Source organism: Pseudomonadaceae bacterium SI-3, assembly GCA_004010935.1.
GTDB lineage: Bacteria > Pseudomonadota > Gammaproteobacteria > Pseudomonadales > Pseudomonadaceae > Stutzerimonas.
In genome coordinates, this window is record CP026511.1 from 1,144,496 (window position 1) to 1,165,405 (window position 20,910).

General features: G+C 58.2%; 20 protein-coding genes. 13 read left to right on the top strand and 7 right to left on the bottom strand.

Annotation, left to right across the window (positions count from 1 at the left end):
- The first annotated feature begins 238 nt into the window (after positions 1 to 238).
- Positions 239 to 1,663, top strand: coding sequence for an exodeoxyribonuclease I (locus tag C1896_05500; protein AZZ44415.1), 1,425 nt, complete (start codon positions 239 to 241; stop codon positions 1,661 to 1,663).
- 76 nt (positions 1,664 to 1,739) lie between these two features.
- Here the strand turns inward: C1896_05500 and C1896_05505 are convergent, their stop codons facing one another.
- Positions 1,740 to 2,117, bottom strand: coding sequence for an H-NS histone (locus C1896_05505; protein AZZ44416.1), 378 nt, complete (start codon positions 2,115 to 2,117; stop codon positions 1,740 to 1,742).
- A 465-nt stretch (positions 2,118 to 2,582) separates the two neighbouring features.
- On the opposite strand from C1896_05505, the gene purU reads away from it, so the two are divergent.
- From purU to C1896_05520, 3 genes are read left to right on the top strand one after another with little or no spacing between them, the layout of a single operon-like run.
- Positions 2,583 to 3,434: a formyltetrahydrofolate deformylase gene (purU, locus tag C1896_05510; GenBank protein AZZ44417.1), complete on the top strand. Its 852-nt coding sequence runs from the start codon at positions 2,583 to 2,585 to the stop codon at positions 3,432 to 3,434.
- A 27-nt stretch (positions 3,435 to 3,461) separates the two neighbouring features.
- Positions 3,462 to 3,680: a hypothetical protein gene (locus C1896_05515; protein AZZ44418.1), complete on the top strand. Its 219-nt coding sequence runs from the start codon at positions 3,462 to 3,464 to the stop codon at positions 3,678 to 3,680.
- A 38-nt stretch (positions 3,681 to 3,718) separates the two neighbouring features.
- A complete protein-coding gene (locus C1896_05520) occupies positions 3,719 to 5,185 on the top strand; it encodes an ATP-binding protein (protein ID AZZ44419.1) in 1,467 nt (488 codons plus the stop codon).
- 77 nt (positions 5,186 to 5,262) lie between these two features.
- Here the strand turns inward: C1896_05520 and C1896_05525 are convergent, their stop codons facing one another.
- From C1896_05525 to C1896_05535, 3 genes are all read right to left on the bottom strand, one after another.
- Positions 5,263 to 5,472, bottom strand: coding sequence for a hypothetical protein (locus C1896_05525; GenBank protein AZZ44420.1), 210 nt, complete (start codon positions 5,470 to 5,472; stop codon positions 5,263 to 5,265).
- Between the two features lie 369 nt (positions 5,473 to 5,841).
- Complete coding sequence (locus C1896_05530; protein ID AZZ44421.1) at positions 5,842 to 7,287, bottom strand: mannose-1-phosphate guanylyltransferase/mannose-6-phosphate isomerase; 1,446 nt, start codon at positions 7,285 to 7,287, stop codon at positions 5,842 to 5,844.
- A 718-nt stretch (positions 7,288 to 8,005) separates the two neighbouring features.
- Positions 8,006 to 8,782, bottom strand: coding sequence for a peroxide stress protein YaaA (locus C1896_05535; protein AZZ44422.1), 777 nt, complete (start codon positions 8,780 to 8,782; stop codon positions 8,006 to 8,008).
- Positions 8,783 to 8,916: 134 nt separating this feature from the next.
- On the opposite strand from C1896_05535, the gene C1896_05540 reads away from it, so the two are divergent.
- The 5 genes from C1896_05540 (at position 8,917) to C1896_05560 (ending at position 12,871) form a co-directional block, all read left to right on the top strand.
- On the top strand, positions 8,917 to 9,897 hold the full coding sequence (locus tag C1896_05540; GenBank protein AZZ44423.1) for a cation transporter: 981 nt from the start codon (positions 8,917 to 8,919) through the stop codon (positions 9,895 to 9,897).
- Positions 9,898 to 10,163: 266 nt separating this feature from the next.
- The gene (locus tag C1896_05545) at positions 10,164 to 11,552 is read left to right on the top strand and encodes a ribonuclease (protein AZZ44424.1); all 1,389 of its coding nucleotides are present in this window, start codon (positions 10,164 to 10,166) and stop codon (positions 11,550 to 11,552) included.
- A gap of 136 nt (positions 11,553 to 11,688) precedes the next feature.
- Positions 11,689 to 12,159 (top strand): cyclic pyranopterin monophosphate synthase MoaC, encoded by a 471-nt coding sequence (moaC, locus tag C1896_05550; protein AZZ44425.1) that lies wholly within the window; start codon positions 11,689 to 11,691, stop codon positions 12,157 to 12,159.
- Positions 12,156 to 12,404: a molybdopterin synthase sulfur carrier subunit gene (locus tag C1896_05555; protein ID AZZ44426.1), complete on the top strand. Its 249-nt coding sequence runs from the start codon at positions 12,156 to 12,158 to the stop codon at positions 12,402 to 12,404. The genes moaC and C1896_05555 overlap by 4 nt, the downstream gene beginning before the upstream one ends.
- Positions 12,405 to 12,406: 2 nt before the next feature.
- Entirely contained in the window at positions 12,407 to 12,871 is a 465-nt protein-coding gene (locus C1896_05560) for a molybdopterin synthase catalytic subunit MoaE (GenBank protein AZZ44427.1), read from the top strand.
- 86 nt (positions 12,872 to 12,957) lie between these two features.
- On the opposite strand, the gene C1896_05565 is transcribed toward C1896_05560, so the two are convergent.
- The 3 genes from C1896_05565 to C1896_05575 form a co-directional block, all read right to left on the bottom strand.
- Positions 12,958 to 14,376 (bottom strand): ATP-dependent RNA helicase RhlB, encoded by a 1,419-nt coding sequence (locus C1896_05565; GenBank protein AZZ47538.1) that lies wholly within the window; start codon positions 14,374 to 14,376, stop codon positions 12,958 to 12,960.
- A 99-nt stretch (positions 14,377 to 14,475) separates the two neighbouring features.
- Complete coding sequence (locus C1896_05570) at positions 14,476 to 15,411, bottom strand: GGDEF domain-containing protein (GenBank protein ID AZZ44428.1); 936 nt, start codon at positions 15,409 to 15,411, stop codon at positions 14,476 to 14,478.
- 218 nt (positions 15,412 to 15,629) lie between these two features.
- Positions 15,630 to 16,286: a carboxylesterase gene (locus C1896_05575; protein AZZ44429.1), complete on the bottom strand. Its 657-nt coding sequence runs from the start codon at positions 16,284 to 16,286 to the stop codon at positions 15,630 to 15,632.
- Positions 16,287 to 16,630: 344 nt separating this feature from the next.
- On the opposite strand from C1896_05575, the gene C1896_05580 reads away from it, so the two are divergent.
- The 4 genes from C1896_05580 to glnQ all read left to right on the top strand — a co-directional run bounded on the left by C1896_05580 (position 16,631) and on the right by glnQ (position 20,827).
- On the top strand, positions 16,631 to 17,659 hold the full coding sequence (locus C1896_05580; protein ID AZZ47539.1) for an amino acid ABC transporter substrate-binding protein: 1,029 nt from the start codon (positions 16,631 to 16,633) through the stop codon (positions 17,657 to 17,659).
- A gap of 88 nt (positions 17,660 to 17,747) precedes the next feature.
- Entirely contained in the window at positions 17,748 to 18,932 is a 1,185-nt protein-coding gene (locus C1896_05585; protein AZZ44430.1) for an amino acid ABC transporter permease, read from the top strand.
- A gap of 10 nt (positions 18,933 to 18,942) precedes the next feature.
- Positions 18,943 to 20,040, top strand: a complete 1,098-nt coding sequence (locus tag C1896_05590; GenBank protein AZZ44431.1) for an amino acid ABC transporter permease — start codon at positions 18,943 to 18,945, stop codon at positions 20,038 to 20,040.
- A 10-nt stretch (positions 20,041 to 20,050) separates the two neighbouring features.
- Positions 20,051 to 20,827: a glutamine ABC transporter ATP-binding protein gene (gene glnQ / locus C1896_05595; protein AZZ44432.1), complete on the top strand. Its 777-nt coding sequence runs from the start codon at positions 20,051 to 20,053 to the stop codon at positions 20,825 to 20,827.
- The last annotated feature ends 83 nt before the right edge of the window (positions 20,828 to 20,910 follow it).

A 20,910-nucleotide genomic window follows, 5' to 3' on the forward strand; every position in this document is an offset into this window, starting at 1 on the left:
AGTGGGGGACTGGATGCTATGCGCACATCGCGCATCGAGCAACGGCCCGCGATGCCGCGCCCGGCGAATGAAACCATCGAATAGCATCTTCGGCCATAACCGGTTTGGCAGTTCCGATTGATATGCGGGCAGATTGCTCAGATCTGTGTCGAAACTCCACTCGAACCAGAGCCCCGACCATTCGTTGAGGGCGGTCTGGCGCGCTAGACTGGGCGCGACAATCGAGAAGGAAGCTCCCTTGACCTCCAGCATCTTCTGGTACGACTTCGAAACAACCGGTATCTCCCCTCGCTGCGATCGGCCTGTGCAAGTGGCCGGTATTCGCACCAACGAGGCGTTTGAAGAGATTGGCGAGCCGCTGAACATTTATTGTCGTTTGAGTGACGACATTCTCCCGCATCCAGCCGCGTGCCTGGTCACGGGCATTACGCCCGCCACGCTAGCGGAAAAAGGCCTGTGCGAGGCGGAGTTCGTGGCCCGGCTGCACCATGAACTGGCTGTGCCGGGTACCTGTGGCGCGGGATACAACAGCCTTCGTTTTGATGATGAAGTGCTGCGCTACAGCCTATATCGCAACTTTTTCGACCCCTATGCCCGCGAATGGCAGGGCGGTAATAGCCGCTGGGACATCATTGACCTAGTGCGCACCGCCTACGCGTTGCGGCCGGAAGGGATTGTTTGGCCTGAAGAGGAGGGAAGGGTCACGTTAAAATTGGAGCGGCTCAGTGCAGCCAACGGTCTTGAACATTTGAATGCACACGATGCATTGTCCGATGTGCGGGCGACGATTGCCTTGGCTCGGTTGCTTCGTGAGCGTCAACCGCGGCTTTACGACTATCTCTACAAGCTACGTCGTAAACATGCAGTGATCGAGCAAGTCCAGCTGCTCAAACCAATGGTGCACATATCGGGTCGGTTTTCCGCGGCGCGTCATTTTCTGTCGGTGGTACTGCCGCTGGCCTGGCATCCTCGCAACCGTAACGCGTTGATTGTCTGCGACCTGAACGCCGAATGTACGCCCCTTTGGGAGGAGCAGGCCGAGGCTATTCGCGAGCGGCTTTATACTCGTCGGGAGGACTTGGGCGAGAAACTTCCGATTCCCTTGAAACTCGTTCACATGAACCGTTGCCCAGTGCTGGCACCAATGAGCGTGCTGCGCCACTCAGATATCGAGCGGCTAGGACTGGATATCCAATGTTATGAGTCGAGAGCGGCCGAATTACGCGGGCGGGAGCCCGAATGGCGCTGGAAGCTTGCCGACATCTATCAGGAGGATGCGTTTGTGGCGTCGTCGGATCCGGAGCAGCAGTTATATGACGGATTCTTCAGTGAGCGTGACCGGCGTTTGTGCGAGCAAGTACGAAACGCTCCGCCGTTTGCGAGTGACGCCGCGCCACCGTTTGATGACCCGCGCTTGCCAGAGCTGCATTTTCGCTACCGCGCACGTAACTTTCCCGAGTGTCTATCGCCGGCCGAAGCCCAGCAATGGCAAGCCTTTTGTAGGCAGCGCCTGATGGTGCCCGAATTTGGCGCACCGAATACCTTGGAACAGTTTGAGCAAGCGTTCCTGGCTTTATTGCCATCGGCAACAGCCGAACAAGCACGTCTGCTGCAACAATGGTCGCTCCATGCTCGCAGCTTGCGTGAACGATACATGCTCTGAAGATGCTTGGTCAGGGAACAAAAAAGCCATCTGAGCAAGGCTGCGTCAGATGGCTTTTAGGGGTGTGGCGTAAAACTTAGCCCAACAGAGTGGCCCAGCTTTCAACCTCGTCGGAGCCCCATTGTGCTTTCCACTCTTTCAACGTCTTGTGATTGCCACCTTTGGTTTCAATCACTTCACCGTTGTGCGGATTCTTGTACTGCTTGACGCGGCGGGCGCGCTTGGTTGTGGCAGGCGCCTTGGATGCACGCTGCGGCTTGTTGCTGCGGGCATCCGGATCGAGTAGAGCGATAATGTCGCGAAGCGACTTTTGATATTCGCCCATCAGCTCGCGCAGTTTGCCTTCAAACTCAAGTTCCTTTTTCAGCTTGTCATCTTCTGACAGGGACTTCAGGCGTTCCTGTAGTTCCTTGATAGCTTCTTCAGTAGCGCGGTATTCATTGATCAGCGACATGTCACTTCCTTGGTATAGGTTTGAACGCAAGTGACAGCAATCATAGACAGCTGCCGCGGACAAGTAAATGTTGGCCTGGGTAAAGTTTTGCTTACTTTGTTTCATCGCGGTGCAGGGCGATTCGAAGTGCCTAGTTAAACCTGGCATCGGTGAAGTACTGCACATAATCGAAGGTCGCGACGGATCCCGTCACGCTTAATATGCCGTCTCGATATTTGATAAAAATCGGCTCCCTATCTTTTGGTGGTGTTGTGTTCCCTGGCCCACTGGGGGCCAACGGCAACTTGGCCCTCCGATTATTACGGTTTTAATCGCAGTGTTTCTTTTCGCTCTACAGGGTCGACTCGATCCGCGTGCGGGCGGCAGTCCGTGCCATGCTTTGGTCCGGCTGAATAATATGGTGGTGGTTTTCTTCGCTGCGCTAGAATGCCCGGTCTTTATGGGTAAGCCGGAGTTAACTTAAAAATGCGCACATTCAGGCTGGTTATCGCCTGTCCCGACGGCGTCGGCATTGTGGCCAAGGTCGGTAATTTCCTGGCGACCTACAATGGCTGGATCACCGAAGCCAATCACCATTCCGATCATCAGAGTGGTTGGTTCTTCATGCGGCACGAGATTCGGGCCGACTCGCTGCCGTTCGATCTCGATGGGTTTCGCCAAGCCTTTGCACCAATCGCGCGCGAGTTTTCCATGGAATGGCGCATTACCGACTCAGCTCAGCGCAAGCGGGTAGTGCTGATGGCCAGCCGCGAGTCGCACTGCCTCGCTGATTTGCTGCATCGTTGGCACAGTGGGGAACTGGATTGCGATATTCCTTGTGTGATCTCCAATCATGACGACCTGCGCAGCATGGTCGAGTGGCATGGCATTCCGTATATCCATGTGCCTGTCCAGCCGGGGCGCAAGGACGAGGCTTTTGCCGAGGTGTCGCGCCTGGTTCGCGAGCAACGCGCCGACGCCATTGTACTGGCGCGCTACATGCAGATTTTGCCGGCCGAGCTTTGCGAGGAATATGGGCAGCGGGTGATCAATATCCATCACAGCTTTCTGCCATCGTTCGTCGGGGCAAAGCCTTACCACCAGGCCTCGTTGCGGGGTGTCAAGCTTATCGGTGCGACTTGCCATTACGTGACCGAAGAGCTCGATGCCGGGCCGATCATCGAGCAGGACGTGGTGCGCGTCAGCCATCGTGACAGCATCGAGGACATGGTTCGGCTGGGTAAGGACGTGGAAAAGATGGTGCTGTCGCGTGGTTTGCGCTATCACCTGGAAGACCGAGTACTGGTGCATAGCAACAAGACACTGGTATTCAACTGATCCATCACGACTGGCGCCGGAGGCGAGATGAGCAACCCACTGGACAAGGCTGGCGCGAAGGCGCCACCGATTATCGGTAGTGGTTGTACCCAGCGCTACGACCCTGACCAAATGGGCCCTGAGCTGGGGACTGACTTTCCGGATGCCGAAACACTCTGGAAGCGTTATCTGAATGCGCTCGATGGCGCAGCCGGTGACACTCCGATTGACGATGCTGAACCCAGCAGCTCGATGCCGGCGGGCTAGCGAGGGCTGCAGACCAATCCACTGCTCGTGAGGCTGCGATGAAACAGACAGGCCGCCTGGTATTAGGTGCTGACGCGACGGGCGAACCCAGTGTCCACCCGTTGCATCTGGCCAATCGTCACGGTCTTATCGCCGGTGCGACGGGTACTGGCAAAACGGTGACTTTGCAGCGCCTCGCGGAACAGTTCAGCGAGGCTGGCGTCGCTGTTTTCGCGGCGGATATCAAAGGCGACTTGTGTGGCCTGGGTGCCGCTGGCGATCCGCAAGGAAAGATCGCCGAGCGGATCGCCAGCATGCCCTGGCTCGACCATCGGCCCCAAGCGTACCCGGTGGTCTTGTGGGACGTGCACGGCGTGAGTGGCCATCCACTGCGGACGACGCTTACCGAGATGGGACCGTTGTTGCTAGGCAATCTGCTGGAGCTGAGCGATAGCCAGCAAGCGGCGCTCTATGCGGCATTCAAAGTGGCCGATCGCGAAGCGCTGCTGTTGCTCGATCTGAAAGATCTCAAGTCGTTGCTTGCTCATTTGAAACTGCATCCTGAAGTGCTCGGGGACGATGCAGCCTTGTTTACGAGTGCATCGTCACAGGCGCTGTTGCGGCGGCTGGCGACACTGGAGCAGCAGGGAGCCGAAGCGCTCTTCGGTGAGCCGGCGCTGGCGCTTGAGGACATCTTGCAGCCAGCGCACGACGGGCGCGGACGGATCCATCTGTTAGACGCCAGCCAGCTCGTGCATCAGGCGCCCAAAGTCTATGCGACTTTCCTGCTGTGGCTATTGGCTGAGCTGTTTGAACAGCTTCCCGAGCGCGGCGATGCCGATCGACCTCTGCTTGCGCTGTTCTTCGATGAAGCGCACCTCCTTTTCAACGACACTCCGAAAGCCTTGCAGGACAGGTTGCTGCAAGTGGTCAGACTGATTCGCTCGAAGGGTGTGGGCGTGTATTTCGTCACCCAGTCCCCCACGGACCTGCCGGATGATGTGCTGGCTCAGTTGGGCCTGCGCGTGCAGCATGGGCTCAGAGCCTATACGGTCAAGGAACAGAAAGCGCTGCGGGCGGTAGCAGAAGGTTTTCGCACCAATCCGGCATTTTCGTCTCTGGACACCTTGGCCGGGCTGGGGATCGGCGAAGCGTTGGTCGGCGGTCTCGAGGACAGAGGCACGACGTCGATGGCTCAACGTGTTGCAGTCGCGCCTCCTCAATCGCGGATCGGGCCGCTAACTGAGCGCGAGCGACACGACCTGATCGCCAGTTCACCCCTTCGAGGCCGTTACGATAGGCCGGTCGATCGCGAATCTGCTTATGAGATATTGCTCGAACGGGCGAAGCAGGCTTCCGACAACCAAACGCCAGTGAAGGCTGCTACGTCAAGAAACGAGGTCACCGATGCGCTAGGTGACGCTGCCGGGCGGGTATTCAAGAGCGCAATGCGCCAGGCTGCGACGCAGCTGGGCCGGCAGTTGGCACGGGGGCTTCTGGGCTCTTTGTTGGGCGGTAAGCGGTGATCAGATGCGATCAGTTGCGATGGCTAAGCTGTTGCTGACGGCAGGGCGTGCGGTGCATATTTTTACAACGCTGCGGGTTACTTGGCTTCAGCGGCTTGCTCTGACAACTCTTTTTCGATTTTCTGCAACTCCGCCTTGAATACCTGATCGTGAACGGTCGGCTTTTTACGCCATGGCTTCCGCTCGGGATCGGGCTGCGCGGCATAGGTCGTTATTTCCCCGCCATACACAGCCTGGAAACGGTTGGCTTGCTTCTCCAGTTCGGCGCGTAGTTCTTCTTTTGTCACGTCTTGTTTTGCCTCTTTGTTATAGGTCTATTTGCAGCGCGGCGCGCTAAGGGGTGCGAGCTATAGGCTCGAATGAGGCCCGGCTCGGGTTGGGTGTGTGTGCGGTAGGGGAAACATTACTGCAAGCGGGCTAGGCTAAACAAGCGTGCCCGCAAAACTATCCGGTAGTAATGCAGTATTGAGTCATATCATGAAGCATGCCCGCGCAAGTTATCGCTAAAAGCGGGCTAGCGGTTTGAGCTGTAAGAACAAGTTTTTGCGGTCGGTGTAGTAGTTCGAGGAGCCAGCTGGTTTAGCAATGTGTATCCACGGCAGGAGCTTACAAAAAAACCGCGCCTCATTGGGCGCGGTTTTTTTTGCCACATCTAGTTAGCGAGCCGACTGGCTGGCCACATCATTGGGCGCACGGCCATATACGTCGTCCAGACGCTCGATATCATCCTCGCCCAGATAGCTGCCCGACTGGACTTCGATAATTTCCAGCGGGATTTTGCCTGGGTTGGCCAGGCGGTGAATGGACGTCACCGGGATATAGGTGGACTGGTTCTCGGTGAGCAGGAACGTCTTGTCGTTGCAGGTCACTTGGGCGGTGCCAGAGACGACGATCCAATGCTCGGCGCGATGATGATGCATCTGCAACGACAGCTGCGCACCCGGGTTGACGCAGATACGCTTGACCTGGAAGCGACCACCCATATCGACCGAGTCATACCAGCCCCAGGGGCGGTAGACGGCGCAGTGGTTCTGCGTTTCGGAACGGTTCATGGCGTCGAGCTTGTTCACCAGCTTCTTGACGTCCTGGACCTTGTCCTTGTGAGCGATCATGGTCGCGTCTTTGGTCTCGACAACAACGATGTTATCCAGGCCGACTACGGTTACCAGCTTGCCGTTACCGTGAACCAGGCAGTTGCGGCTGTCTTCGACGATCACGTCCCCTCTGGTCACGTTACCGTTTTCGTCTTTTTCCAGCACATCCCAAAGCGATGACCAGGAGCCAACATCGCTCCAGCCCGCAGACATGGGCACGACGCATGCCAGTTCGGTTTTTTCCATTACCGCATAGTCAATGGAGTTGTCCGGGCAGCAGGCAAAGGTGGCTGGATCGATAAGCAGCTCTTCGCCGTTTTTGATGCTGCGCTCCAGTGCAACCCAGCAGGTGTCATAGATATCCGGATCGTGCTTCTTCAGCTCGTCCAGGAAAACGCTGGCACGGAACAGGAACATGCCACTGTTCCAGTAGTAGTCACCGGAATCGACGTATTCCTGAGCGCGCACTTCATCCGGCTTTTCAACGAACTGTGTGACGCGGTTGACGCCTTCTGGCAGCCCGTTACGTGCCTTGTGATCGCATTTGATGTAGCCGTAGCCGGTTTCCGGGCTGGTGGCAGGAATACCGAACAGGACCATGCCACCATTTTCGGCTGCATTGGTCGCCAGGGCGAGGGAGCGCTGGAAGGCTTTATGGTCTTCGATGACGTGATCGGCCGGCAGCACCAGAAGCAACTCGTCGCGGTCATCGGCAAGCAACTTCATCGCCGCAATGGCAATTGCCGGAGCAGTGTTGCGGCCGAACGGTTCAAGCATGAGGCCCTGAGTCTGAAGCTTGCGTGCGGCCAATTGCTCTTTGACGATGAACCGGTGTTCCTTGTTACAGACCAGCAGGGGCGCTTGCATGCCTTCGAAGGCCAGGCGCTCGATCGTCTGTTGAAACAGTGTCTGCTCCGCCGTAAGGGCGAGGAACTGTTTGGGGAATGCCTTCCGCGAAAGAGGCCAGAGCCGAGAACCGCTGCCGCCTGAGAGGATGACCGGAATCATGTTGTTTCTCCTGAATCGTTGAGAAGGGGAAGTTCTTCTTGTCCATGTGGGCGGCCAGAGGTCTGTGCTCGCCATACGCTTCTTGGTCGGGCCTTCAGGTGCCGCGTGCCGTCAAGTTCAGTTGTCCTACAGGACCACTGTTTTCGGGGCGAACTGCGTGCTCCGAGCCTGAATGTGGGAGGTGCTGCCTGGTAGTCGATGGGCGCCGCACTTGATATTGCGGAGCTGATAGCGGTTCCGGGGTCGACGCCTGCGAGCGTCTGAACAATCTTGAGCAGGCAGGTGGGCATGCCGTTCGGCTGCGCTCTATCTGCCCGAGGCTGATGCGCCTGATAGTCGTTGATAAGTAACGACACAGCGCTGATCCGGCCCGTCTGTTCTCTCTTGAACACGCCCGGCGACCTCACGGGTCTGCCTTGGCTGACACGCTGAAAACCTTGTTTTGAATTCCACTGCACGTTCATGTGCGACGTCCCTTTCCGCCTGGAAATGCCGGTACGCGCTTATGATTGCAGGTGCCTTCGGATAGTTCCCCGCTGGCGTGCCGCCGATCGGGGAGTTTTTGACGGGGGCGGAGGATGCGCCAGGCTGCTGGCGCTGTACGCTGTGATTGGCGGGCGGGTTCAGCTCTGGTGTGCAGGGTAGATCGCGTCTGGAGGCGCGATGGCTGGGCTCCCCCCGCCAGGAAAGCGAAGGGGGTACGGCCAGGCGGATGGAGTCAGGGTTGAGCGTCTCGCAGAAATACCAGGTGATCAGGCGATGAACTGTCAGGGCAATAGCGATAGCCGTCGTAGTCAAAGCTAGTCAGCTGTTCGGGTTTTTTGATGCGTTCCTTGATCACATAGCGGCTCATCAAACCTCGGGCTTTCTTAGCGTAGAAGCTGATGATCTTGTATTGGCCGTTCTTCATATCCTTGAAGTCGACATCGATCACCCGCGCGTTCAGCGCCTTGCGTTTCACGGCGCCGAAGTACTCGTTGGAAGCCAGGTTGAGCAAGACGTCGTCACCCTGTGCGGCCAGTGCTTCGTTGATCCATTCGCTTATCCGTTCGCCCCAGAAGGCGTACAGATCCTTGCCGCGAGGGTTAGCCAGCTTCGTTCCCATCTCCAGACGATAGGGCTGCATCAGATCCAACGGTCGCAGGACGCCGTAGAGCCCGGACAACATGCGGAGGTGGCGCTGAGCGAAATCGAGATCCTCTTCAGTGAAGTCGTTGGCGTTCAGGCCGGTGTAGACATCGCCCTTGAACGCGAGGAGCGCCTGCTTGGCATTGTTCGGTGTGAAGGCCGCGTCCCAACTGCCATAGCGCGCCACATTCAGCGCTGCGAGCTTGTCGGAGAGGTGCATCAGTTCGCCAATTTGCTGGGGCGACATGTCGCGCAACTGGCTGATCAGCGCCTGCGCGTGGTCCAGGTGTTCGGGCTGGGTGAAGCGTTGGGTCGTCGGTGGGGTGTCGTAGTCCAGAGTCTTGGCTGGGGAAATCACCATCAGCATGCAACGGTCTCCTTTAATGTCCGCGGATTCTAGGCGGTATAGCCGTTGTCGCTCCAGCTATGGCCTCGATTAGTTGTTGACCTTGACTCGGGGCGAGGGGACACGCTCTTCTGTGATTTGACGAAGGAGGACACATGACCGACTGCAACCACTCGCACTGGCAGCCATCGCACGATTACCGTCCTCTTGAGAAGGGCGCAGAAAAACAGACCTGGGCTGTTGTGCTGCTGACGGGCTTGGCCATGGTCGCCGAAATCGTCGCTGGCTATTGGTTCAACTCGATGGCTTTGCTGGCGGACGGCTGGCATATGGCATCGCACATGGTGGCGATCGGCATGTCGGCGATCGCCTACTTACTCGCCCGACGCTATGCGTACGACCGGCGTTTTGCCTTCGGAACCTGGAAGATCGAAGTGTTGGCGGGCTTTGCCAGCGCTGTATTGCTGGTAATGGTGGCCCTGCTGATGATTGGCGAGTCGCTGATGCGCTTCTGGTCACCAGCCCGGATCGGTTTTGACGAGGCGCTATGGGTAGCGGTAATCGGTTTGTTGGTGAATATGCTGTCCGCCTGGCTGCTACGCGACCAGCCCCACCATCATGGCCACGATCACGATCACGATCACGATCACGATCACGATCACGATCACGATCACGATCATTCAAGCGCGCCAGGAAAGGACTTGAACCGTCATGCGGCTTTCATCCATGTGTTGACTGATGGCTTGACCTCAGTCGCTGCGATTGTGGCCTTGCTGGGCGGCAAATACTTCGGTTGGGGTTGGCTAGATCCGCTGATGGGCATCATCGGTGCGATCGTGATCCTGATCTGGGCCAAAGGCTTGTTGCGTGAAACGACAAAGGCGCTACTGGATCGAGAAATGGACGATCCACTGGTGCGGCGGGTGCGGGAACGGTTGGAGCAACTGCCGGATACCGACGTGACCGATCTGCATCTGTGGCGAGTCGGGCGTGCGCAATACAGTTGCATCGTCAGTGTTGTCACTCATCAGCCGTATTCGGCCGATCGCTACAAGGCTCAGCTGGCTGAGTTTCCAGAACTGGTACATGTGACGGCGGAGGTGAACAGGTGCGGCGAAAACGCACAGGTGGATTAGCGAGACTAATCCTGGTTCCGGGCTGCGCCAAGCGCTATTCGTCGTTCCGATAAAAAAACGTCATCAGTTTGAAAAAGACTTTTTCCTGTCATCTTTTTTGCGGTATTACCTGATGCAAGACCGCCGAAACCTGCACTCACAGGTGGCGGCCTCTGGGTGGCCCCAAGCCCCTGCCACCCAAGTCCGCTCACCTTGCGCACGGTGGTTCTTTCTGCGGCGGAGCGCTTTGGCCCTCCGTCGATCCGGCTCCGAAAAGGTGATCGCGTATGGATGACTACGGCAGACCCCGCGCAACTCAGCCCACCCTTTACGTTCTTGATACCAACGTTCTGATTCACGACCCCAACGCGCTGTTGAACTTCCAGGAGCATCAGGTCGCCATCCCGATGACCGTGCTCGAAGAGCTGGACCAGCTTAAGACCGGCAAGCACAGCGTGGCTGCAGAGTGTCGACAGGTGATCCGCCTGATCGACAAGGTGCTGGGTGACGCTACCCCCGAAGAAGTCGAACTTGGCGTCCCCATTCAGCGTGAAAAAAGCGGCCCTTGCGGCAGCCTGTCGATCCTGATGAGCAAAGTCGCCGATTCAAACGGGCTGCCAGAGGACCTCAACGACAACAAGATCATCAATCAGGTCGTCGATCTGCAGCGACGCAGCGCGGACGTTCCGGTGGTGTTGGTCACCAACGACATCAATATGCGGCTCAAGGCGCGTGCCTGCGGCGTCGCCTCGGAGGATTACCACACTGACAAACTGGTCGACGATGTCGGGCAGCTGTCCCGCGGTTATCACAGCCTCAGCGGGTCGTTCTGGGACAGGGTCAGTAAGGTCGACACCCATCAGGGGCATGGCCGCACCTGGCATCGGGTGCAGTTGATCGACAATTTGCCCGCCGTGCACGTCAACGAATTCATTCTCGACGAGCAAGGTTTCGTTGGCTGGATCAAGGGCATCAAGGCCGACGAATTGCTATTGCTCGACATGCATCAGGAGCCCTTGCTCCACCAGGAAGCCTGGGGGCTACGGCCGCGTGATATTCATCAGGCGTTGGCGCTCTTTGCACTGCTCGACCCGGATATTCATCTGGTCAATCTGTCGGGCGCTGCGGGTTCGGGCAAGACGATTCTGGCCCTGGCGGCCGCCATCGAGCAGACAGTCGTTAGCAAGCGTTACCGTCGCATTATCGCCACGCGCAGCGTGCAGGGCCTGGATGAAGACATCGGCTTTCTTCCAGGCACCGAGGCGGAAAAAATGGAGCCGTGGCTGGGTGCGATCACCGATAACCTCGAAGCGCTGCACATGGACGACGAGAGCACTCATGGCAGCGTCGACTACATCCTGCAAAAGGTGCCGTTGCAGTTCAAATCCCTCAACTACATCCGTGGCCGCAGCTTTCAGCAAAGCCTCATCCTCATCGATGAGTGCCAGAACCTGACGCCGCACCAGATGAAGACCATCATCACCCGGGCCGGCAGCGGATCGAAGGTGGTCTGCCTCGGTAACCTGGCTCAGATCGATACGCCGTACCTGTCCGCGACCAGCTCGGGGCTTACCTACCTCACCGAACGATTCAAGGACTTCCCGCACGGAATGCACATCACCTTGCAGGGCGTTCCTCGTTCGGTCCTGGCCGAGTACGCCGAGGCCCATATGTAGTAACGCCGCTGGAGGCTGGAGTTAGCCGCTTCAAGCAATCAAGGCCTAGAAGGAGGCGATGGCACGGGCTCGCTTCCAGCTTCCAGCTTCTAGCTGAGCTAAACTGCGGGACCTCACAGTCTCAGCAGGATTAGAAATGCTCACGCACCTCGATTCCCAAGGGCGGGCCAACATGGTCGACGTTACTGCCAAGGCCGTCACGGCGCGCGAGGCGGTCGCGGAAGCCAAGGTTCGCATGCTTCCCGAAACCCTGCAGATGATCCAGCAAGGCGGGCATCCGAAGGGCGACGTCTTCGCGGTCGCCCGTATTGCTGGCATTCAAGCAGCAAAAAAGACTCACGATCTGATCCCCCTCTGCCATCCCTTATTGTTGACCAGCATCCGGATCGACCTGCAGCCGGAAGGCGACGATTGCGTGAGGATCGAGGCGCGCTGCAAGCTGGCAGGCCAGACCGGTGTGGAAATGGAAGCGTTGACCGCTGCGAGCGTCGCAGCCCTGACGATTTATGACATGTGCAAGGCGGTCGACAAGGGCATGGTGATCGAGGGTGTTCGACTGTTGGAAAAGCTGGGCGGCAAGAGTGGTCACTGGCAGGTGCTAGCATGATCCAGGTGCAGTTTTTTGCGCGTTATCGCGAGGCTCTGGGCCGTGATTCCGAACAGCTGGAATGGGACGCCTCCTGGCAACAGATCGACGACCTGCGCTTGCGACTGCTGGAACGCGGGGCCGAGTGGGCGGTGCTTGGTGAGCAGAATCTGATGTGCGCGCGCAATCAGGAGCTGTGCAGCCTCGACGAGCCACTCGCAGACGGTGATGAAGTGGCGTTCTTTCCCACCGTGACGGGAGGCTGACCATGGGCGTACGAGTCCAACAGAGTCCATTCGACCCTGGCGTCGAGCTCAATGCCTTGCATGCAGCCAATCTCGGTATCGGTGCGGTCACCGGTTTCGTCGGCTACGTACGTGATTTCAATGAGGGTCGCGATGTTGCCGGAATGTTCCTCGAGCATGCCCCGGGAATGACCGAGAAGGCGCTGCAGAAAATCATCGACGAGGCCGCTGGGCGCTGGCCTCTGCTCAGGTTGGAGATTCTGCACCGAGTAGGGCGCTTGGAGCCGGGGGAGCCGATCGTGTTTGTCGGTGCCGCCAGCGCTCACCGCGAGGCCGCTTTTGATGGGTGTCGATTCGTTATGGATTATCTGAAGACCCGCGCGCCTTTCTGGAAAAAGGAAGACACCCCGGAGGGAACACGCTGGGTCGAAGGTCGCTGCAGCGACCGGGATGCAGCCGATCGCTGGAAACAGGGTCCGACCGACTAGCCGAATGCTAGGCGGGATCCGTAGACCAGACTCTAGCTGCATAAAAGGCGAAGCCGGGCCCTGCTTCGCCTTTTTTGTTTCTGCGCTTAGCGCTTGGGTGGGACAGCTGCCAACAGCTCAGCAGGCGGCATTTCGCAACTGATCGTTCGACCCAGCAATGCCTCGATCGCCGGCAGGGCGAACGAATCGTCTTCCCCGGCAAAACTGATCGACGTGCCGCTGGCTCCGGCCCGGCCGGTACGGCCGATGCGGTGGACGTAGTCGTCGGGGACTTCCGGCAAGGTGAAATTGATCACGTGGCTGATACCATCGACATGAATCCCGCGGCCGGCGACATCGGTGGCAACCATCACGCGAATCTTGCCTTCGCGGAAACCTTCCAGTGCTCGGATGCGCTTGTGTTGTGGAACATCACCTGACATTTGAACAGCGCTGATGCCATCGCGGGTAAGGCGCTCCTCAATGCGACGCACCTCATCCTTGCGATTGGCGAAGACCATCACGCGGGTCCAGTCATTCTGGGTAATGAGGTTGTAGAGCAACTTGTATTTGTCGCTGCCTGCCACGGCATACACGTGTTGTTCGACTGTGTCGCTGGCCACGTTGATCGCTTCGATCTCGACGATGGCCGGGTCCGTGGTCCACTGCTTGGCCAGATTCATAACGTCTTCAGTGAAAGTGGCCGAGAACAGCAACGTCTGGCGTTCGCTCTTGGGTGGCGTCTGGCGAATGATCTGGCGGACCTGAGGAATGAAGCCCATGTCCAGCATGCGATCCGCTTCGTCGAGCACCAGCACCTCAACCATATCCAGGTGCACTTCGCCGCGCTGATTGAAGTCCAGCAGGCGTCCGGGCGTTGCTACCAGGATGTCGCAAAAGCGGGATTCGAGCGCCTTGAGTTGCTTGTCGAAGTCCATGCCGCCGACAAAACTCATGACGTTCAAACCGGTGTATTTGGTCAGGTTCAGCGCGTCATTGGCGATTTGCACGACCAGCTCACGAGTCGGCGCGATGATCAGGGCACGTGGCTCGCCCATGTATCGATCCGCAGGTGGTGGGGTTTGTAGCAGTTGAGTGATGGTCGAAATAAGGAACGCGGCGGTTTTGCCGGTGCCGGTCTGGGCCCGGCCGATAGCGTCGCGGCCTTTTAGAGTAAAGCCGAGAACCTGAGCCTGGATCGGCGTGCAATAAGGAAAGCCAAGGTCCTGAATGGCGTGCATAAGCTCGGGGGCGAGCTTGAAGTCATGAAACCGGGTCTTGCCCTCGGCTGGCTCGACTGCGAAATCTTCCAGCTTCCAGACTGGCGCCGGCGGGGCGGCAGGCTTGCTTGCCCGTTCACGGCGCGGTTTGGGGCTGGCCTTGGGGGCGTCATCCTGTTGCGTTCTGGTCTTTTCGAAGTACGCCGGGTCGCTGGCGCCCTGGTGTATTGAGGTGCTGCTTTCAGCTTCGGTGGTCGCAGGCTGATTCGAGCCTTTGCCAAACATCTTCTTTAGTGCTTTGAGCACGGTCTTCTCGTCTTTGTCTTGTAAGGTTTGCTCGCCAGTGTAATGCAAGAAGCAGATACGGCGAAGACTTGCTCAGGGATGGTCGGTCGCAGCGCTGTTTCACCCGCAGACGCGATTTCGGCCCTGTTCCTTGGCTCGGTAGAGCGCGCGATCAGCCACGTTGATGAGGCTGTCCAGATCATCGTTCAGTCGCATCGGAGCAACGCCAATCGAGATGGTCACGCCCGGCAGTAAGCCGATGGGCGAATGGAACGAGGCGACATCTTCAAGGCTGCGACGTAGCCGTTCTGCAACGTTTCGCGCATCTCCGATGGTCATCTCGGGCAGCAGCACCACGAATTCTTCGCCACCATAGCGCACCAGGCTGTCGGCTGGGCGCAGCAGTTTGCCGAGTGTGTTGACCACCAGGCAGAGCGCATGATCACCCGCCAGGTGCCCAAGTTTGTCGTTGTATTCTTTGAAGCGATCGACGTCGAGCATCAGGAGCGAAAGTGGTTGGCCGCCCAGCGCGCAGCGGGCGCTCTCGCGACCGTAGATATGCTCCAGCCAGCGGCGATTGAACGAGCCGGTCAGCTTGTCGATATTGGCATTCTGCTCGCTATTGATGATCAGGCGGTCGCTCAGGCGCACGCGCTGGCAAAGCAGTTCGGCCAGGTTCTGCATCAGCTGTGGTGAGCGAGTCAGCAACTGCATCGAACGTCGATGCACGCGCAGCAGGACCGAATCCGCCAGTGCCAGTACGTACGCCGATGGGGGCAGATCGTCCATGAAGCTGATTTCACCCGCGCAGTCGCCGGGGCCAATTGAGCGAACCGGGCTGCCTTCGAGCGAATCCAGATGGACCGCCAGCTCACCGCCAAGAACCAGATAGAGATAGTGGTTATGTACGTGCGGCGATAGCAGAATTTCGCCAGGTTTGGCCGTGCAGGGCTCGAAGACTTCCTGCAACAGGCGCAGACAGGGTTCGTCCACTCGGTCTAGCAGGCGCGCCTGTCTGAGGTGCTGCATTTCTACCCGCCAGTTGGCCGGATTCATGGCTGCACAATCCGCTCGGATGACATCCTCGTCATGACTATCGCACGCATCCCTTCAAGGCTGGCTAGGTCGGCTTCTGCTGGCCGCGATGCAACGCTACAACGGCAGGCGCATCGAGTTTTGTTCTACCCACGCCAAGCGTAGCTGTAATCACCAATCAAGACAGGCGCGCAGCGTCACATTTTTTCTTTGCAGTCGGTCAACTATCGCTGAGTACATCAATCCAGCCGAGCGGCCAGCCATTCGCCGATATCACGAATTTCCTCGGGTACCACCTCGTGGGCCATCGGGTAGTCCTGCCATTGTGCCTGCACCTGGTTCTGTATCAGGCAGTCATAGGCGGCACGCCCCATCGCCGGCAGCACAACATCATCCCTAGCACCGTGTAGCGCCAGTACCGGAAGCGCGGCCTGCAATGGCGACAGCTTCAGGTCCGGATTGAAGGTCGGTGCGTAGGTGGACAGGGCGATGACGCCACCCAGAGGGCCGGGCCAGCGCAGGAAGGCTATGTGGTAGACGACTGCACCGCCTTGGGAGAAGCCGGCCAGAAAAATGCGAGCGGGATCGATGCCACTGTCGCGCTGTGCCTCGATCAGGTCGATCACGCTTTGCGCTGACTGTTCCAGTTGCGCCTGGTCGATGGCGCGAGCGGGGCTCATCGCGAGGATGTCATACCAGCTCGGCATGGCCCAGCCACCGTTAATAGTGACCGCGCGAGTCGGTGCCTGGGGTAGCACGAAGCGTGTCGTCGTCAGCCGTTGCTGTAACGCTTCGGCGACTGGCTGGAAGTCGTAGCGGTCGGCGCCGAGGCCGTGCAACCAGATGACGCACGCGTCGGCGGTAGTTGCGGGTTCGATGATCAGCGGGTCACTCATGTTGGGCTCCGTTCGGGCGGCACGCGCCAGGTTGGTGCGGGCGCAGAGAAAAAAAGCAGCAATTTATGGCGAGGTTACCTTTACTGAGCTCGGCAATGAAGCGCATGGCGGCCCGCAAGGGGCTTTCACGGTTCTGGTACGCCGCTTGCTTTGTCTGATTTGCCCAATGCGCCGGAAGTCATCGGCACTTCTGCAAACTGCGTGTAGGGAGGAGTTGCTGATAATCAAACGGCGGCTAGACTGAGGTCAGTTTCTTCTTCGCCCCCTCGAAAGGTATCGAGCGGCAGCCTGTGATCCAGGCGGAAGACTCTGACCACAAGAATAAAAGCAAACTGGAGGTTTCGATGATAAGGGTTAAATCCACACTGGCCGTGCTTGGTGCCGCGACACTTTTGGGCGCAAGCGGCTTGGCTCAGGCAGGGGCGACTCTGGACGCGGTGAAGAGCAAGGGTTTCGTGCAATGCGGCGTCAGCGACGGGCTACCTGGCTTTTCCTACACCGATGCCAAGGGCGAGTACAAGGGAATCGACGTGGATATCTGCCGTGCCGTTGCGGCTGCGGTGTTCGGCGATGCGAGTAAGGTCAAGTACAGCCCACTGACCGCCAAGGAGCGCTTCACGGCGCTGCAGTCCGGTGAAGTCGACATGCTGTCGCGTAACACGACCTGGACCAGTTCGCGTGATGCTGCAATGGGGCTGAACTTCACCGGCGTGACCTACTACGACGGGCAGGGTTTTCTGGTCAACAAAGCGGTCGGTGTTTCCAGCGCCAAGGAACTCGACGGCGCGACCGTCTGCATCCAGGCGGGCACTACCACCGAGCTGAACCTTTCCGACTACTTCCGCGCTAACAACCTCAAATACACCCCGATCACCTACGACACTTCCGACGAAAGCGCCAAGTCGCTGGAGTCAGGACGTTGCGACGTGCTCACTTCTGACCAGTCCCAGCTTTATGCCCAGCGCATCAAGCTGGCCAAGCCGGACGACTACATCGTATTGCCTGAGGTCATCTCCAAAGAGCCACTCGGCCCGGCCGTGCGTCAAGGCGATGAAGAATGGTTCGATATCGTTCGCTGGGCATTGTTCGGGATGATCAATGCGGAGGAGCTGGGTATCACTTCGGCCAATGTCGAAGAGAAGGCGAAGAACACCAAGAATCCTGACGTGGCTCGTCTCTTGGGCGCCGAAGGTGAATACGGCAAGGATCTGAAATTACCTAAGGATTGGGCGGTTCAAATCGTCAAGCAAGTCGGCAACTATGGCGAAGTGTTCGAGCGCAATATCGGTTCAGGTAGCGAGCTGAAGATCGAGCGCGGCCTGAACGCGCTTTGGACCAATGGAGGTCTGCAGTACGCACCCCCAGTGCGTTGACCGAGCTGGGTCGGCGCTCTGCCGACCTTGTTTCAAGGATGAGCGCTGCCGGTGCCTGTGCACCGGCAGCGCCGTATGAGGTTTCTTGATGCGAACCATTGCCAAAGCAGGAGCCGCCCGCGGCTCGTTGCTCACGGACCCGCAGGCGCGTGCCTTTCTGTTTCAGGTCATCGCCGTAATAACAGTAGTAGCGATCGGCTGGTTTCTGTTTCACAACACTCAGACCAACCTTGCCCACCGAGGCATTACGTCAGGCTTCGGTTTTCTCGATAACGCTGCCGGTTTCGGCATTTCCCAGCATCTGATCGACTACAGCGAGAGCGACTCTTATGGTCGTGTCTTCTGGGTTGGCCTGCTCAATACGCTGCTGGTCAGCATCATCGGGATCATCCTGGCCACTATTATCGGGTTCATTCTCGGGGTGGCGCGGCTTTCGCCCAATTGGCTGATACGCAAGATCGCGACTGTCTATATAGAGACGTTTCGCAACATCCCGCCATTGCTGCAGATTTTCTTCGTCTACTTCGCAGTGCTCAGCCCGCTGCCAGGACCGCGAGAAAGCCTGAGCCTTTGGGATGTGGTGTTCATCAACAACCGAGGCGTTCAGATGCCCGCGCCCAGTGCTGGGGAAGGCTTCTGGTCGTTTTGGGTGGCGATGTTCGTCGCGCTGGTGGCGATCGTCATGCTCAATCGCTGGGCACGTGCTCGGCGTCACGCCACCGGCCAGACGTTTCCCATCTTTTCAGCCAGCCTGGCATTGTTTATCGCAATCCCTTCGATCTGCTCGCTGGTGATGGGGGCGCCTTTTCTTTGGGAAGTGCCCGAGCTTCAGCGTTTCAATATTCGTGGCGGCTGGGTTGTGATCCCCGAGCTGGTGTCGATTGTGCTTGCGTTATCGATCTACACCGCGGCTTTTATCGGTGAGACAGTCCGTGCAGGTATCCAGTCGGTCAGCCACGGGCAGACCGAAGCGGCCGCTTCGTTGGGCCTTCGTCCGGGACGTGTGTTGCGTCTGGTGATTATCCCCCAGGCCATGCGGGTGATCATTCCGCCACTCACCAGCCAGTACCTCAATCTTGCGAAAAACTCTTCGCTAGCGGCTGCGATCGGTTATCCCGACATGGTTTCGCTGTTTGCAGGGACGGTGCTCAACCAGACCGGTCAGGCGATCGAAACCATGGCCATCACCATGAGTGTGTACCTCGCCATCAGCATCAGCATTTCGCTGCTGATGAACTGGTACAACAAGCGCATTGCGCTGATCGAGCGGTAAGGACTAGCGCATGACGATCCATACTTTCAAACCGGACCTGCCGGCGCCCTCTACCAACATTGGTGTGGTGGGCTGGATGCGGGCCAATCTGTTCTCCAGCTGGATCAATACGTTGCTGACCCTGGTCGGCCTTTATCTGATCTGGTTGATAGTGCCTCCCATCATCGACTGGGCGATCATCAAGGCCGACTGGACTGGCGAAACCCGGGCGGACTGTTCGCGTGAGGGTGCGTGCTGGGTGTTTGTGCAGACGCGTTTCAGCCAGTTCATGTACGGCTTCTACCCACCGGAGCTGCGCTGGCGGGTGGATGCTACGGCCTGGCTCGCCATCATTGGTGCCGCGCCGCTGTTCTTGCGGCAGATGCGACACAAGGCAAGCTACGGCATCGCCTTTCTGGTGATCTATCCACTGCTTGCCTATTGGCTGTTGCATGGCGGCTTCCTGGGCCTTGAGACGGTTCCGACCAGCCGCTGGGGTGGTTTGATGCTGACCATCGTCATTGCCGCAGTCGGTATCGCCGGCGCACTGCCGCTCGGGATTCTGCTGGCGCTGGGTCGACGTTCGGATATGCCAGCCATCCGCGTTCTGTGCATCACCTTCATCGAGTTCTGGCGCGGCGTGCCGCTGATCACCGTGCTGTTCATGTCCTCAGTGATGTTGCCGTTGTTCCTGCCGGAGGGCATGAACCTCGACAAGCTGATGCGTGCCATGGTGATGGTGGTGTTCTTCGAGGCGGCTTATATCGCCGAAGTGGTTCGTGGAGGCCTGCAGGCGATCCCCAAGGGGCAATACGAAGCGGCCGCGGCGATGGGCTTGGGTTACTGGCGCAGCATGGTGCTAGTGATTCTGCCGCAAGCGCTGAAGATGGTCATACCCGGCATCGTCAATACCTTCATCGCTCTGTTCAAGGACACCAGTCTGGTGATCATCATCGGTCTGTTCGATTTCCTTAACAGCATCAAGCGCGCCACCTCGGACCCTGCCTGGCTAGGCATGTCGACTGAAGGTTATGTATTTGCGGCGCTGGTCTACTGGATTTTCTGTTTTGGCATGTCGCGCTATTCCATGCACCTGGAACGCAAGCTCGACACCGGTCATCGAAATTAGGAGAGGCAACATGAACGACACATTTCTGCAACCCGAACAGCCTGAGCAGGCCGGTGAACCGGTCATTCAAATGCAGGGTGTACACAAATGGTTCGGCCAGTTCCATGTGCTCAAAGACATCAATCTCAACGTGACCCAAGGCGAGCGCATCGTATTGTGCGGGCCCTCGGGATCGGGAAAGTCTACGACCATTCGTTGTCTCAACCGCCTTGAGGAACACCAGCAAGGGCGCATCGTGATCAATGGTGTTGAGCTGACCAACGATCTTAAGCAGATCGAAGCGATCCGCAGCGAAGTGGGCATGGTATTTCAGCACTTCAACTTGTTCCCGCACCTCACCGTGCTGCAGAACTGCACGCTGGCACCCATGTGGGTGCGCAAGATGCCGCGTCGCCAGGCCGAAGAAGTGGCCATGCACTATCTGGAACGCGTACGGATTCCGGAGCAGGCTGACAAGTTTCCGGGGCAGCTTTCCGGGGGCCAACAACAGCGCGTTGCGATTGCCCGGGCGTTGTGCATGAAGCCGAAGATCATGCTGTTCGACGAGCCCACGTCGGCGCTGGACCCGGAGATGGTCAAGGAAGTGCTGGATACCATGGTTGGCCTCGCCGAAAGCGGCATGACGATGCTCTGCGTGACCCACGAGATGGGCTTTGCACGCACCGTCGCTGACCGGGTGATCTTCATGGACAAGGGGGAGATCGTTGAGGAAGCGGAACCCGAGACCTTCTTCACTAATCCGAACAACGAGCGCACCAAGCTATTCCTCAGCCAGATCCTCCACTGATTCAGCGTTACATAGGGGGCGTGAGTCATCAGCTCGGACTGAACGCTCACGTTCCGTCACTGAGCTTAAATCGGCGGCGTCCC